At 69.8% G+C, this 14,206-nt stretch carries 10 protein-coding genes; 5 read left to right on the forward strand and 5 right to left on the reverse strand.

Features of this window, described 5'->3' with window-relative positions:
- Window positions 1–7 precede the first annotated feature (7 nt).
- Window positions 8–799, forward strand: coding sequence for an alpha/beta hydrolase (locus VFA06_RS25320; protein WP_324843227.1), 792 nt, complete (start codon window positions 8–10; stop codon window positions 797–799).
- A 171-nt stretch (window positions 800–970) separates the two neighbouring features.
- Here the strand turns inward: VFA06_RS25320 and VFA06_RS25325 are convergent, their stop codons facing one another.
- Entirely contained in the window at window positions 971–1,891 is a 921-nt protein-coding gene (locus VFA06_RS25325; RefSeq protein WP_349260354.1) for a LysR family transcriptional regulator, read from the reverse strand.
- Between the two features lie 86 nt (window positions 1,892–1,977).
- Between VFA06_RS25325 and VFA06_RS25330 the strand changes: the two genes are divergently transcribed.
- Window positions 1,978–2,805 carry an oxidoreductase gene (locus VFA06_RS25330; protein ID WP_324843229.1) on the forward strand — a complete coding sequence of 276 codons (828 nt, stop codon included), beginning with the start codon at window positions 1,978–1,980 and terminating at the stop codon, window positions 2,803–2,805.
- 136 nt (window positions 2,806–2,941) lie between these two features.
- On the opposite strand, the gene VFA06_RS25335 is transcribed toward VFA06_RS25330, so the two are convergent.
- Complete coding sequence (locus VFA06_RS25335) at window positions 2,942–5,398, reverse strand: carbohydrate-binding protein (protein ID WP_324843230.1); 2,457 nt, start codon at window positions 5,396–5,398, stop codon at window positions 2,942–2,944.
- A 611-nt stretch (window positions 5,399–6,009) separates the two neighbouring features.
- Between VFA06_RS25335 and VFA06_RS25340 the strand changes: the two genes are divergently transcribed.
- From VFA06_RS25340 to VFA06_RS25350, 3 genes are all read left to right on the forward strand, one after another.
- Window positions 6,010–6,828, forward strand: a complete 819-nt coding sequence (locus VFA06_RS25340) for a polysaccharide lyase family 7 protein (RefSeq protein ID WP_324843231.1) — start codon at window positions 6,010–6,012, stop codon at window positions 6,826–6,828.
- Window positions 6,829–6,988: 160 nt separating this feature from the next.
- The gene (locus VFA06_RS25345) at window positions 6,989–7,810 is read left to right on the forward strand and encodes an SAM-dependent methyltransferase (RefSeq protein WP_324843232.1); all 822 of its coding nucleotides are present in this window, start codon (window positions 6,989–6,991) and stop codon (window positions 7,808–7,810) included.
- Between the two features lie 75 nt (window positions 7,811–7,885).
- Entirely contained in the window at window positions 7,886–8,542 is a 657-nt protein-coding gene (locus tag VFA06_RS25350; protein WP_324843233.1) for a hypothetical protein, read from the forward strand.
- A 44-nt stretch (window positions 8,543–8,586) separates the two neighbouring features.
- On the opposite strand, the gene VFA06_RS25355 is transcribed toward VFA06_RS25350, so the two are convergent.
- The 3 genes from VFA06_RS25355 to VFA06_RS25365 form a co-directional block, all read right to left on the reverse strand.
- Window positions 8,587–10,605: a hypothetical protein gene (locus VFA06_RS25355; RefSeq protein WP_324843234.1), complete on the reverse strand. Its 2,019-nt coding sequence runs from the start codon at window positions 10,603–10,605 to the stop codon at window positions 8,587–8,589.
- 189 nt (window positions 10,606–10,794) lie between these two features.
- The gene (locus VFA06_RS25360) at window positions 10,795–12,270 is read right to left on the reverse strand and encodes an aminotransferase class V-fold PLP-dependent enzyme (protein ID WP_324843235.1); all 1,476 of its coding nucleotides are present in this window, start codon (window positions 12,268–12,270) and stop codon (window positions 10,795–10,797) included.
- Window positions 12,271–12,374: 104 nt separating this feature from the next.
- On the reverse strand, window positions 12,375–14,138 hold the full coding sequence (locus VFA06_RS25365) for an ABC transporter ATP-binding protein (protein WP_324843236.1): 1,764 nt from the start codon (window positions 14,136–14,138) through the stop codon (window positions 12,375–12,377).
- Window positions 14,139–14,206: the final 68 nt, after the last annotated feature.

The following is a 14,206-nucleotide window of genomic DNA, read 5'->3' on the forward strand; positions in this document are numbered from 1 at the left end:
GCCAACCATGACTCAGTCCACGTACCAGCTGTCCGTGCCCGGAATCGGCGAAGTAGACCTGACGGTCGACGATCGCGGTCAGGGCAGACCGCTGCTGTTGCTGCACGGCGGTGCCGGTCCGCTTTCCGTCGCGAATCTCGCCGAAGCGCTCGCGGCAGAGGGTGGCATACGCGTGCTTACTCCCACGCATCCCGGCTTCGAGGGCACACCACGTGCCGCAAATCTCGACAGCGTGCCCGGCCTCGCCTCGGTCTACGAAGCGCTGCTCGAGCGCCTCGGGCTGATCGACGTCCTGGTCGCGGGCAACTCGCTCGGCGGCTGGGTGGCAGCGCAACTCGCACTCGGCACCAGCGCCCCGCGGCTCGCCGGCATAGTGGTGATCAACGCCGTGGGCATCGAGGTGGAGGGCCACCCGATCGCCGAGACCGCCGATGCCGCCCCGGACCAGCTGCTCGCGCTGGCCTACCACGACCCGGCCCCGTACCGCCTGGACCCAGCGGCACTTCCGGCGGAGCGCCTGGCGGCCATGGCGGCCAACCGCGCGGCGGTGCAGCTTTACGGCGGCGCGTCGATGTTCGACCCGCAGCTGCGTGCGCGCCTTTCGGCGATCACGACTCCCGCGCTGTTCGTCTGGGGCGAGAGTGACCGGATCGCCGACCTCGAATACGGTCGCGCCTTCGCGCAGTCCGTCCCCGGAGCGCTCTTCGAGTCGATACCCGAGGCCGGCCATTTCCCGCACATCGAGCAGCCGGCCGCGACGCTCAAGGCGATAACCCAGTTCGCCGACAGCCTGGCGTGACCTGACGACCGCCACCATCGCCGTCACCAGCAGCCCGGCGTGGCCCGACGACAGTCACCCAGTTCGCCGACCAGCCCGGCGTGACCGGACGACCGCCACCCACCACCCGGCGGACGCGCCACTCATCTCACCGCGTTTCTCCTCCCGGCCATGCTCGGCAATCCGCACGCGCTACAAACTCGGGTCAGCCTGTGTGCGTCCGAGGAAGAGGGCTGCGGCTCGCGCATAGCCTCTCACCAGCGGCCGCGCATCCTCCTTGCGCCAAGCCAGCGCCAGGTGGCACGGAGCGAGGTCGACGACTGGGCGCGTGACGACGTCCCCCCGAGTGAGCAGTGGCACGTTGCCGGACGCGACAAGACACACGCCACGGCCGTCGACAAGCGCTTCGTAGGTCTCGTCGGGATTGTTGACGACGGCACCGATGCGCGCGGCGCCGTCGGGACGTGCGTCGAGCGCAAGCCAGAAGTCTCGCAGCGGTCCCGCAGTCTCGGGCAGAGCAAGAAAGGGTTCGTCGATGAGGTCGGACATTACGACGTCAGGCTTTGCGGCGAGGGGATGACCGTCGGGGAGGGCGACGTGTCGGGGTTCGGCGGCCATGATGATTCGTTCATAGCGGTGTTCATCGGGAATCGGCAGCCAGACGAATGCGACGTCGCTCGAGCCGTCGGCGAGTCCTGCGGTCGGGTCCTCCCAGCCGACCTGCCGCAGTTCGAGCCGTGCGCCGGGGAACGCACTGGTGAAGCGCGACCGGATGGCCGGCAGCATGCCACCGCGTCCGGGACTGGTGCTCATGCCGATGATCAGCGTGGAGTCTGCGACCGCTTTCGCCGCTTCCAGCGCGGCGCTCGCATCGTCCCAGGCTTCGAGGACACGTCGAGCGTGCGGCAGCAGCGCCTCGCCGGCGGGCGTCAGCTGGACTGCTCGCCGATCGCGCGTGAACAGTGCCGTGTCCAGATGCTTCTCCAAGAGACGGATCTGTTTGCTCAGCGCCGGTTGGGACACGAACAACCGCTCCGCCGCTCGAGTGAAGTGCAGTTCCTCGGCGACCGCCACGAAGTACCGCAGATCTCTGCCATGCACGTCCATAACCATCGGTTATAACAAAAGATCTTGGACCGCGTCGGAATCCAGGCCGCAGACTCGTAGCGAAGGCGGAACGGATCGACGAGGAGTCCCAAATGAACAAGGTGTGGCTGATCACCGGCGCGAACAGTGGCTTCGGGCGGGCGTTCACCGAGGCCGCGGTGGCGGTCGGCGACATCGTGGTGGCCACCGCGAGGCGACCGGAAGCGCTTGCCGATCTGGTCGCCGCGCACCCCGATCGCGTCGAGGCGCTACGGCTCGATGTGACCGACCAGGCAGCGGGCCAGGCAGTCATCGACGACGTGATCGCACGGCACGGCCGGATCGACGTTCTGGTCAACAACGCGGGCCGCACGCACGTCGGCGCGGTCGAGGAGACCGCTGACGACGAGCTGCGTGACCTGTTCGACTTGCACTTCTTCGGTCCGGCCGCGCTCATCCGCGCCGCCCTCCCGCACATGCGCGCCCGGCGGTCGGGAGCGATCGTGCAACTGAGCAGCATGGGCGGGCAGCTGTCGTTCGCCGGTTTCGGGGCCTACAGCGCCACGAAGTTCGCGCTGGAGGGGCTTTCCGAGGCGCTGGCCGACGAACTGCGGCCGCTGGGCATCAAGGTGCTCATCGTGGAGCCGGGCGCGTTCCGCACCGGGCTGTTCGGAAACGCGAGCACGAGCGGGCAGATCGACGACTACGACTCCACTTCCGGCGAGACGCGGCGCATGGTCGCGACGGGCGACGGCACGCAGCCGGGCGATCCCGCGAAGGCCGCCGAGGCGGTCATCGCAGCGCTCGAGGCGGAGCACACCCCGCTGCGGCTGCCGCTGGGCGACGACTCCGTGGACGCGCTGCTCGCCCACCTGGAGTCCGTACGCACGGAAATCGCCACGTGGGAAAAGACGGCCCGGGCGACCGCCTTCGACAGCTGAGACAGCGGCGCGTGCTTCGGGCCGGGATCGGCAGTGGCAATCGGGACCGCCACGGCCACTGCTACGGCGGGGGCGCGGCCTTCTACAGGCCGCGCCCCTCAGCTTGCGCATGTTGCGCGTGTTGCGCCTGGGTACCTCAGCTGAAGGTGAACCAGTTGACGTTGACGAAGTTGCCGCCGGTGCTCGTCGTGAAGGTCACATACAGCGTGTGGGTTCCAGTGGGGACCGGCGACGCCGTCACGGGTCCGGCCGTGGTCCAGGTCTGCCAGCCGCCGGTGCCGCCGACCGGGACGGTCGCGAACGGCGTGGCGGTCAGCGAGTCGAGGCGGAACTGGATCGTGCCGATGTTCGTGCCGGACACCGCCGAGGCGATGCGCGCGGTCACGTTGCCGGACAGGCCGGAGCCGAAGTTGACGTTGTTGTACTGGAGCCAGCTCGCCGAGTTGATCCAGCCGACGTCCTGGCCGCCACCGGTGTCTGACGTCGCCTCAGTGCCGGTGGAGTTCTGCGCGGCGTACTGCGACGCGGTGACTGTCACCGGAGTACCTGTGCCGCTTCCGCCGCTGCCCGCGAAGACCTGGAACTCCCACAGCGAGTAGCCCCACTGTGTAGCGCGCGCGGTGCCGTACATGCGGATGTAGCGGCCTGATCCCGACACGGTCAGGTTCTGCGTGCCGCCGGTGCCTGTGGTCGTGGAGTAGATCGTGGTCCAGGTGTTGTTGTCGTTGGAGGTCTGAATCTGGAACGCCGTCGCGTACGCGGTCTCCCAGTTCAGCGAGACGCCGCAGATCGACTGGGTGCTGCCGAGGTCCACCTCGAGCGACTGCGGGTCGGAGAATGCGCTCGACCAGCGGGTGCCGGTGTTGCCGTCGACCGCGTTCTGCGCCGGGAAGCTCGCGTTCTCGGTCGAGGAGGCGGTGGCGGTCTTGTTGAGGGCGATGTTCGTCGTGCCGCAGGTGCCGCCGCCGCTGGCGTTCACCGTCCAGGTGAAGGAGGTCGAGCCGGTGGCGCCGGTGCCGTCCTTGGCGGTCACCGTGACATTCGAGGTGCCGGTCGCGGTCGGGGTGCCGGAGATCAGGCCGGTCGAGGCGTTGATCGACAGGCCCGCGGGCAGGCCGCTCGCGCTGTAGGTCAGCGTCTGGCCGCTGGCCGAGTCGGAGGCGTGGATCTGCACGCTGGCGGCGGCGCCGACCGTCGTGGTCTGGTTGCCCGGGTTGGTGACCGTGACCGTGTTCACGGTGCCGCCGCTGGGCAGCGTCCACTGCTGCTGGGCCGAGTCCGTGCAGGTCTCGATGTCGAGGCGGGAGCCGGTGTTGCCGCCCGGATCGGTGAGACAGAGCCCTGAGTTCGGGTTCACCAGCTCGCCGTTCGCCTGGTGGGTCCAGTTCTGCGCGTTGGTGCCGTTGCATGCGTACCAGTCGACGTTGGTGCCACTGGTCGTTCCGGCCGCGACGACATCAAGACAGCCGCCCTGTACGCGCACCGTGTTGTCGCTGTACGTCGACCAGGTCTGTCCGGAACTGCCGTTGCAGGCGCTCACGCCGATCGGGTTGCCCTCGGTGTTCAGCGAGTTCTGGTTCGCCAGGCACAGACCGTTGATTCCCTTGACCGTGCCGGTCGCGGTCGGCGTGGCCGTCGGGGTCGAGTTGCCGCCCTTCTCGTATACGGCTACGTATGCCGCGCTCATGTACGCGCCGGAGGTGGTGGCAGAGGTCGGGGTGGTCTGGCCGGAGACGCCGTCGGGGTAGTTTCCGCCCATCGCCAGGTCCCAGATGATGAAGAACCCGTGGTCGATCGCGGCCTGCCAGGCGGCCGTGCCGACCGAGGACTCGGTGATCGTGCTCTCGACGACGCCGTCCATCAGGAACTGCATCTGCTCGGCGCTGGTGTTGGTCCGGTCGATGATCACCGAGTAGGTGTGATAGCCGGTCTGGCAGGTCGAGCCGGCGCCGGGGCAGGCGATCAGGGCGTGCCCGGGGCTGTTGGCGGAGTCGTGCAGCGTCTGCGAGGCCTCATTCAGGCCGTTGACGTCCTCCATCATGTCGATCTCGCCGGACTGCGGCCAGCCGCCGCCGGCCCGCATCGGCGAGCCGAGCGCCCAGAAGGCCGGCCAGTAGCCGAGGCCGGAGGCGGGGTTCGGCTGCTGGATCGAGGCGGTCATCTCCAGTTCGCCGCCGGGCGGGGCCTGGAAGTCGTCCCGGGTGCTCTCGATGCGCCCCGAGGTCCAGGTGCCGCCGTTGTTGATCGCCTTGAGCACCAGGTGGCCGTTGCCGTCGAGGTAGACGTTGTTGGTGGAGTTGGTGGTCTGTTCCTTCTCGCCGGTGCCGTAGCCGGTGCCGATGTCGTAGAACCAGTTGGCGGCGGACGGAGCGGAGCCGGCCGCGCCGGAGAAGTCGTCGCTGAAGACCGTGGTCCAGCCGGACGGCGGCGGAGGCGCGGGGTCGGCCACGGCCGCGGGCGCGGCGGCCAGCGTCGCGGCCGCCGCCCCGGTCAGGCCGCCGGCGATCAACGCCATGGTGGTCAGGACCGAGCGCCGCCTGCGCGGGGCCGGTCCGCGTTCGGCGCGCCGGCCGATACGCGTGTTGTCGAGCATGGTGCTTTCCCTCCAGCGCGCAGCGCGCTTGTCGGTGCGGCGCGGGTCCGTGGCGGGTGGCGGCAAGGCGGTGCCGCAACTCGGCCGCGGGTCGCGCCGGTTGTCGTCGTTGACACTTGTGCCGCTGTGGGCACCGTGCTGTGCGTGGGAGAGCGCTCTCCAAACAGGAGATGTGTACGTCTCACTTAGAGAACTGTCAAGCGTTTGCGCGCGAGCGTAAGGATCCGGGCAACGAGCACAGGAGGCTGCAGGGCTTCCGAATCCGGTGCGACGCGCTTCAGGAGTTTGCGGCCGGAACGCTGATATTACGGCGGGGCGCGGGTTTTGAAACTTGCGGCTTGAATTGCGGGATTCAAGTATGTGAATGGCGCGGAAGGCCTCTGATCGGGTATCGATTTTTGGCTGCTGCGCGAGATTGTGCTGGTAGTGGGCTCGGATTGAGTGGTTGAGGGTTCGTGCGCGGCGGCTGACTGCGGGGCTTCACGTTCAGCGGGCTGAATTGGCTAAAAAACTGGTAAACGTTGTTTACTACTAAATTCGGCAAGGCTACCTTCTCGGTCAACGCGCCGCCGGTCGGCGGCCGACTCACTACCACCGGGATGATCACGCCGATGAAAGATCACGACAATCTCAGGGCTCTGTTCAACACCGGGCGCCGCCCCCGGGCGCTCGTCGCGGGCGCGGGCGCGCTCGCGTTGACCGGGGTGCTGTCGGTCACCGCGTTCCTCAGCGGTTCCGCCTCCGCCGCACCCGCGCACACCACGAGCAAGTCCCCCGCCGCCGTATCGCTGAGCGGCTGGAACCTGACGCTGCCCGTCGACTCCTCCGGCTGCCAGTGCGGTTCCGCAACCGAGGTCAGCCCCGCGACGGTCAAGGCGCCGTGGCTGGTGCGCAATGCCGACGGCAGCCTCACGTTCTGGGCCCCGACCAAGGGCGCTCACACGCCGCATTCGCTGCATCCGCGCACCGAACTGGTCAGCACCGCCGACTTCACCGCCGGCACCGGCACGCACACGCTGACCGGCACCTTCATCATGCAAAAGCTGCCGAGCGCGAACGACATCATGATCGGCCAGATCCACGGCGGCGGCGCATCCTCCGCGATCCCGCTGCTGATGCTGCACTACCGCAACAACGGCGAACTGGTCGTGGTGACCCGCAAGAACCCGATTTCCGGTTCGACCTCGGCGACCGTGCTCACCGGTGTGCCGATGAACGCCGCCTTCTCGTACACGATCACGCAGAGCGGCATGAAGATGACCGTCACGGCCACGTACGGCGGCAGGCACGGCAGCGCGGTCGTCCCAGTGCCCAGTTCGTTCCGCGGCATGGACGTCCGCTTCCAGGCCGGCGACTACCAGCAGACCGACGCCAACAACTCGTCCACCGACGGCGGCCGGCTCACCGTGACCGCGCTCTCGCAGAGCTGAGGGACACCGCACGTGAGCGATCGAACCGGCGCGGCGCAGCCGGTTCGCCTTCCGCGCTCATCGAACGCGCCCTGACACCAACCTCTTCGTATGATCGTGCCGCAGGCGGCCGCCACTCGGCGGCGCGTCACGCCGCGAGCGACTGCGGAAAGAGGTTTCCATGCTGGAGCGACCCCTCTGGGCTCCCGATGAGATCGACATCGAGCGCCCCTCCGTGGCGCGCATGTACGACTTCTTCCTCGGCGGCTCGCACAACTTCGCGGCCGACCGGCAGCTGGCCGAGCAGGCCTTGCGGGTGTTCCCCGACGCGCCGTACGTCGTCCGCGCGAACCGCGCCTTCCTGCGCCGCGCCGTCACGCTGCTGTGCGAACTCGGCATCGACCAGTTCCTCGACCTCGGATCCGGCATCCCGACCGTCGGCAACGTGCACGAGGTGGCACACGCCGCCAACCCCGAGGCCCGCGTAGTCTACGTCGACTCCGACCCGGTCGCCGCGGCGCACTCCCAGGCCATCCTGCGCGACGACGAACGCGTGCGCGTACTGCACGCTGACCTGCGCGCCCCGAAGCCCGTTCTGCTCGGGGCCGCCGCCGAGGGGCATATCGACTTCAGCCGCCCGGTCGGCGTGCTGCTGGTCTCGGTGCTTCCGTTCATTCCCGACTCAGATGATCCGGCCGGCCTGGTAGCGGCGTACCGCGAGGCGACCGTACCCGGCTCATATCTCGCGATCAGCCACGGAACCAACGAGTATCAGCCGGAGACCGTCAGCGAGGTAGAGGGCGTATACACGAAGGCTAGCCAGCCGGGCGTCTTCCGCAGCCGCGACGAAATCCTCGCCCTGCTGGCCGGGTACGAGCTGCTGCCGCCGGGCTTGGTCGACGCGATCCGGTGGCGTCCCGACCCGGACGACAATCGCCCGGATCCGCTTGGGGGTGACGTGGCCCGATACAGCCTGCTGGCCGCGGTGGGCCGCCGCGGATAACGCCGGAGCCGGCCCGCCACGACTTCGTGTGCTGCCGCGGCTGCGCGCGAGGGCGTCAACCGGTTCAATGGTCCGATGCGCCTCGATGAGATTCCGATGCCGCCCGCCGTCGCCGCACGACCGCGGGACGCTCGCGGCTTCCCGGTTCTGGCGATCACGCCGTGGTCCAACGGAACGCCGGACTTCGCGGCCACCAGCACCGCGCGGATCCTGGTGTGCGCGGTGGAGCGACGCTGTTCGATCTGCGGCACCCCGCTCGGGAAAGGCCCGGTGTGGCGGGTCGTCGCAGGGGACGAAGCCGCGGCGATCGCACGGGCACTAGGCGACGGGGTTCCGTATTCCAATGCTGCGAAGACTGTCGAGCCGCCGGGCCACCACGCGTGCATGCTTTACGCCGCGATGGTCTGCCCTTACCTGGTGCGGCCTACCGGCAGGCGCGGCACCGACGCGGCCGTACCCGACGCGCGATTCAGCCGCGGCGAGGCGCACGGATCGAGCGAGGGGCTGACCGGCGCCGTCGCGGCGTTCGACGGGTACGAGTTCGAAGTCGCGCAGGTCGTGCTGTTCCGCTTCGGCGCGCTGCGCTCGTTCCTGCCGTATGCGCTGGGAGACGAGCACTTCGCCGCATTGCGTGAGGCGATCGCCGCGCTTCCGGCGGCTGCCGAACCCTGCCCTGCGTATCTCTTGAACGACGACTCCGCCGCAGAAGACCGTGCAGCGCGGTACGCCTGAAGCACGGTCACTGCGACGGAGCCGTCGGATAAGCAGCCCTCAGCTCACAGGTGTAGAAGCGTGCCCGGGTTGAGCACGGAGTCCGATCCCGCAGGTCCCTGGAGAGCGTTCTTCGCAGCGGTGAGCACCGAGTCAGGTACCTGCACGGTGCTGCCGTAAGCGACGAGCGTGTCCACGGAGGCCGCCGAGGCCGAGAGCCAGTTGGTCGCGTCCGCGCTCAGCCCTTGCTGTGGATCGACGAAGACCACCGGCATCTCGGGACCGTTGTTCGCCGCGAGCAGCGCCTCCTGCCAGGAGTCCGTAGCGGCGAGGCCGACCTCGGTCGGGCCGTCCGAGTAGCGCTCGGCGATCAGCAGCGAGTTGAGGTCGGCGTCCGAGCCGCCGAGCGCGGTGACCGGCAGGGCGGCCGGCTTGCCCGGCCAGGAGGAGGCGAGTGCGGCCTGCGCCTGACCGCCCACGGCGACGATGGTCACCCGGCCGGCGCCCGCTGATCCCAGCCGGTTGATGATCGGCTGGTCGGCCGCGGGCATCGCGTCCTTGTCGGTCAGCAGCAGCGAGTCCGCGCGGCCGAGGGCTTCAAGGGAGAGGATCGCGGGCGTATCGGTCACCGAGACCGCGTACACGGTCAGGTCGCCCGGCTCCGGCCGCACACTCGGGCCGTTGAGCGTGACCGCCTCGGCGATCGGGTCCTTGTCCGGCCGGCGTGTCGTCTGGTAGCCGAAGCCCTGGATCTGCGCCTCGATCGCGGCCGAGACGGCGCCGGTGTCACCGATGATCTGCACCTGCGGAACCTCGCCGTAGGGCGGTTTGGCCGGGCCGCGCAGGCGCTTGAGCTCGGCCGCGGTGGCGGAGGGCAGCGAGTCCGGTTGGGTGAACAGCACGGGGCCGGATGGGATGCCCAGGCCGGCGACGGTCAGCGCGTTCGGATCAGCGGTGCTCACCAGCGTGACAACGTACGCGTACGGGATCCCGGTTGGCACATGCGGCAGGCCGGTGGGGGGAGCGGCTTGATAGGAGGCCTTCGACTCGGCGACGGCATCGGTGATCGGATCTCCGGTGTCGAAGCGCAGGACGTTGGTGGGCGTCATCGGTTCGTATGAGGCGACGCCGGGGGTCGGCGACTCGACCGTGGGCGGGTTGACGCCCGAGCCGGAGGCGGCCGCGGACACCGATTCGACGTTCGTGCTAGTACTGAACGCGATGCGCGAGCCGTCGGGCGACCAGACCGGGTGCGTCAGGCCGACGACGCCGACGGTGAGGCGAACCGCGGTCGTGGTGCTGGTGATCGGCAGGGCCTCGATGTAGAGCTGGCCGTCGCCGCCGACGAAGGCGAGCTGCTTGGCGTCGGGCCCAACCGCCGGCTGCGCGCCGTCGCGGGCCTTTTTGCCCTGTGGGCCGCGCTGGTTGCGGTCCAGGATCCAGATCTCCGCCCCGCTCTGCCCTTGGTGCTGGTATGCCAGAGCGCTGACGGGTCCGTCGAACTTCAGCACCGCCGCGTCGTAGACCGCGCTGGCCGCTGTGTCTCCGGCGCCGTCCCCGATGCTGTCGAGCAGTGCCTCGCCGTGGCCGCCGGCGGCCGGGTCGTCCTGGCCGTCCGCGCCGACTCCCATCAGCCGCCAGACTCCGTCGGCGCCGCGTTCCGAGAAGACGATCTCACCGCCGCCGTCCTCGAACGCCGGCTGCGCGCGCTTGATCCCCGGCTTGGACTGAGTCAGCACCCGCACGTCGGTGCCGTCCGGCCGGGCCGTGGCGATGTTGCCGTCACCGTCCACGTAGACGAGCCGGGTGCCGTCCGGTGACCACGCCGCGTCGGTGACGGTGGACGGAAAGGTGACGGCTGTGTGGTCGATCAGCACGCGATTGGTGCCGTCGCTGATGGTCGGCACGGTCGCGTTGTAGACCGGGCGCGGCGCCGCGTGCGTCGGCTGAGCACTGTGTCCGGTTCCGGTCGGTCTCGGTGCGGCGGTGGGGTGGGCGGTGTTGCCCCCGCAGGCAGCCGCCGCGGCGAGCGAGCCTGCGGCGAGCACGATTGCTGATACGCGATGGAAGGCGGATTTCGGCATGGTTCTCCCCCATTGAACCCGATGGTGAGTCTACGAATGCACGCATGTACGCACGTTCATTTTCCTGCGGCGTACCCGTTCCATCGGGTTCGCACTCTCTTGACGCCTGACAAGGTACGGCGGTTGAGGGTGGCTTCGCTTGGTGCCCGAAACGTTATAGAACAGGGGTGTTCCCAGGTCAGACGGCGGTCAGCAGCGTTCCCGCGCCGGCAAGCCCTCCGAGGTGGCCAGCCGGTCGCGGTAGGTGCGCTCGGCGAACGCGATGAAGCCCTCGACGTCGGCCACGTTCGAGACCAGGCCGAGCGAGACGCGGACCGCCCCGCCGCTCGGCAGCCGCAGGTTACGAAGATAGTCGTCGATGCCCCGGGACCTGCGGCTGATGCGGCCGCGCAGGGCGCTGCGGCCGATGCCGAAGGCCAGTTCGCCGGCGCCGGGATTGCAGAAGCAGCCGGTGCGCAGGCTGATCTTCGCCGCGGCGGCCTCGCGTTCGACGAGCCGTTCGTCCACCACGTGGCCTTGCGGGTCGAGAAAGTTGAACGCGACCGTGCCGCCGCGGTCTGTCGTATCGCGCGGTCCGTAGATGCGGGCCATCGGTGCGCCGTTGCTGTGCGTAAGCTCGCCGAGCCGCCGCAGCAGCCAGCCGGTCAGGCAGTGCACCCGTTCGCCGATCAAGTCCAGTCGCAGGTTTCGCAGCCAGCGCAGGCCGAACTCGACGTCCGGTATGGCGAGGAAGTTGACCGTGCCGTCCTCGAACGCCGACTCGTCCGGAGCCGTCACATGCCAGTCGCCCTGGACGCTGACCGCCTGGATCGTGCCGCCGGAGAACCACGGCCTGCGCAGCCGCGCGAGCGCTTCGCGGCGCGCGATCAGGCAGCCGAGGCCGGTCGGATAGCCGAACAGCTTGTACCAGCTGACCGTGACGAACTCCGGTTTCACCTGGGACAGGTCGAGCCGGTTGGTGGGCACGTAGGCCGCGGCGTCGAGCAGCACGTCGAATCCGTGCCGGTGCGCCAGTTCCACCCAGTCGAGCGGATGGCGCACCCCGGAGAAGTTGCTCTGCGCGGGGTAGGCGAACAGGCCGGCCGGGCCGCGCCGCCCGATGACATGACGGCTGAGCGCCGACTCGACCAGTGCGGTGTCCGTGCGCAGGTCCTGGCCGTCACCGGAGACGTAGCTGACCGCGGTGCGCCGGGCCCGGGCGAATTCGCGCAGACCGTTGACCGAGTTGTGGTTGTCGAAGGTGAGGACCAGCCGGTTGTCGTGCTCGAACCGGTACGACTCACCGACCAGCCGGCAGGCCGCGGTGGCGTTCGCGGTGAAGATCGCCGCGTACTCGGCCGGGTCGGCGTTGAAGTGGGCCAGGACCGCGGCGCGGGTCCGCTCGATCCGTTCGGTGGAGGCACGCGACGCCGGATTCTCCGAGTGCGGATTGCCGAAGCACTGGTCGGTGAGGCGCTCGCTGTGCGCCTGGTACTGCGCGGTCGCGGCCAGGCAGGCGCCGGTGTAGTCGAGGTAGACGTGGCCGGTGCGGTCCAGGTGGGCGTACTCCGTGCGGCGCGCCTCGTCGAGCAGGCGGGTGCGCTCGTACTGCGGGTATTCGGTCAGGAATCCGGCGGGCTCGCTGGATCGCAGCAGGCTGCCAGGACTGGGAAGGATCTTCATCATCTCTTCGCCCCGGGGTGGCGGAGGTCGCAATGCGCTGACGGTTCGGGGGACGCGCGGGCCGCGGTGAGGGCGCGCCGCGTCGCACGGCGTCGCGCCCCGGCGGGCTATCGGCTGGTGCGCCGGCGCCGCGGCGTCTTGCGGGAGAGCACCAGGCCGGCCCCGATCAGGAACAGCAGCATGAAGCCGGCCAGCAGCATCCACTCCCTGGGGACCGAGCCGTCGAAGGTGTCCCCGTATGAGGCCAGCAGCGGCGGCCCGAGCGGAGAGCCGCCGTCCCGCCACAGCGCCGGCAGGCCCGCGGTCGTTCCCAGCGCGTCGAACGCCCACCGGTTCGACATCAGGTAGCTCACCGCCCGCCCGGGCAGCGCCATCACCGGCACCGGGAGGAACGCGCCGACGAAGAGCACCTGCGGGAAGCAGAGCATCGGCAGCATCAGCGTGGCCTGGGACGGCGCGGAGACCGAGGCCGAGGCGAGCAGGCCAAGCGCGAGCGCCGCGGCCGAGCACAGCAGCAGGGTGGCGAACATCCGGCCCCAGTCCGCGCCGCCGAGCGCGGGCAGCCGGCCGGTGGCGCTCAGCGTCGCCAGCAGCAGCGCGTCCACGGCGGCCAGCGCCGGCAGCAGCACCGTGAACTTCGAGGCCAGATACGGCAGGATGCGCACGCCGACGATCCGCTCCCGGCGCAGGATCGCGAACTCGTCGCAGATCTGGGAGAGGCCGTAGGTCAGCCCGAAGAAGAAGCCGCCGAAGGCGATCCAGAACAGGATCATCATCGAGGTGTTCGGGCTCGGGTCGGCGAAGTCGAACGCCCCGGGCCGGAACATCATCAGGAACATCAGGAGGATGACGAGCGGGGAGCCGAGCAGGATCGCCAGGGTGAGCCGGCTGCGGGTCAGCAGGTCGAGGCTGCGGCGGGTGAGCAGCCGCCACTGGCCGAGCGCGCCGAGCCGCCGGCCGGGCGCCGGCGCCGGGCCGCCGACCTGCGCCATGCGGGTGCCGCGGATCGGCACGGCGGTGGCGATGCCGGAGGGAAGGCGTTCGGCCCATATCTGTGGGTCGGGCTGCCGCGCCAGCGCCCGGTAGATCTCGTCGAAGCTGTCGACGCCGAAGTGCGCCAGCGCGGTGGCCGGGGAGCCGGCGAAGGCGAGCTGTCCCTGCGCGGCGAGCACGAGCACCAGGTCGCAGCCGGCCAGGTCCTGCGGGTTGTGGCTGGTGAAGACGACGGTGGTGCCGCCCGCCGCGATCCGATCGAGCAGGTCCACCAGGTCGGCGGCCATCGCCGGGTCGAGCCCCGAGGTCGGCTCGTCGAGGAACAGCGCGGTGGGCCGGGAGAGCAGCTCGACCGCGATGCTGGCGCGCTTGCGCTCGCCGCCGCTCAGCAGCCTGACCCGGGTGCCGGCCTGCTCGCTCAGTCCGAGGGCGGCGAGGACCTCGCTGACTTCCTGTTCGATCTGCGCGTCCGTGGTGCGCGCGGGCAGCCGGAGCCGGGCCGCGTATCGCAGGGTCCTGCCGAGCGGCAGCGACTGGTGGATGATGTCGTCCTGCGGCACGTACCCGATCGGCGCGACGGCGAGGTCGTCGCGCGGCCGGCAGGTGGCGCCGTCGTGCATCACCACGCCCTCGGTCGGCAGGGTGACCCCGGCGAGGGCGTCGAGCAGCAGGGTCTTGCCCGCGCCGCTCGGGCCGATGATCGCGACCAGGGAGCCGGGGCGGATGGACAGCGAGACGGGCCGCAGCACCTGTTTGCCGCCGCGCAGGGTGTGCCCCGCCGCGCGCGCGTCGATCCCGAGGCCGGCCGACCGGCGCATCGCCGGACCGCCGCCTCGCTCCGTCGTCACGTGAGCGCCGCGCAGTCCCTGACCGCTCATCCGTCACCATCCGTCTCACAGGTTTCAGCCGACAGTCACTCGGCGACCCACCTTAATAAGGATCCGTA

The sequence above is a fragment of the Actinocrinis sp. genome (assembly GCF_035653575.1).
GTDB lineage: Bacteria > Actinomycetota > Actinomycetes > Streptomycetales > Catenulisporaceae > Actinocrinis.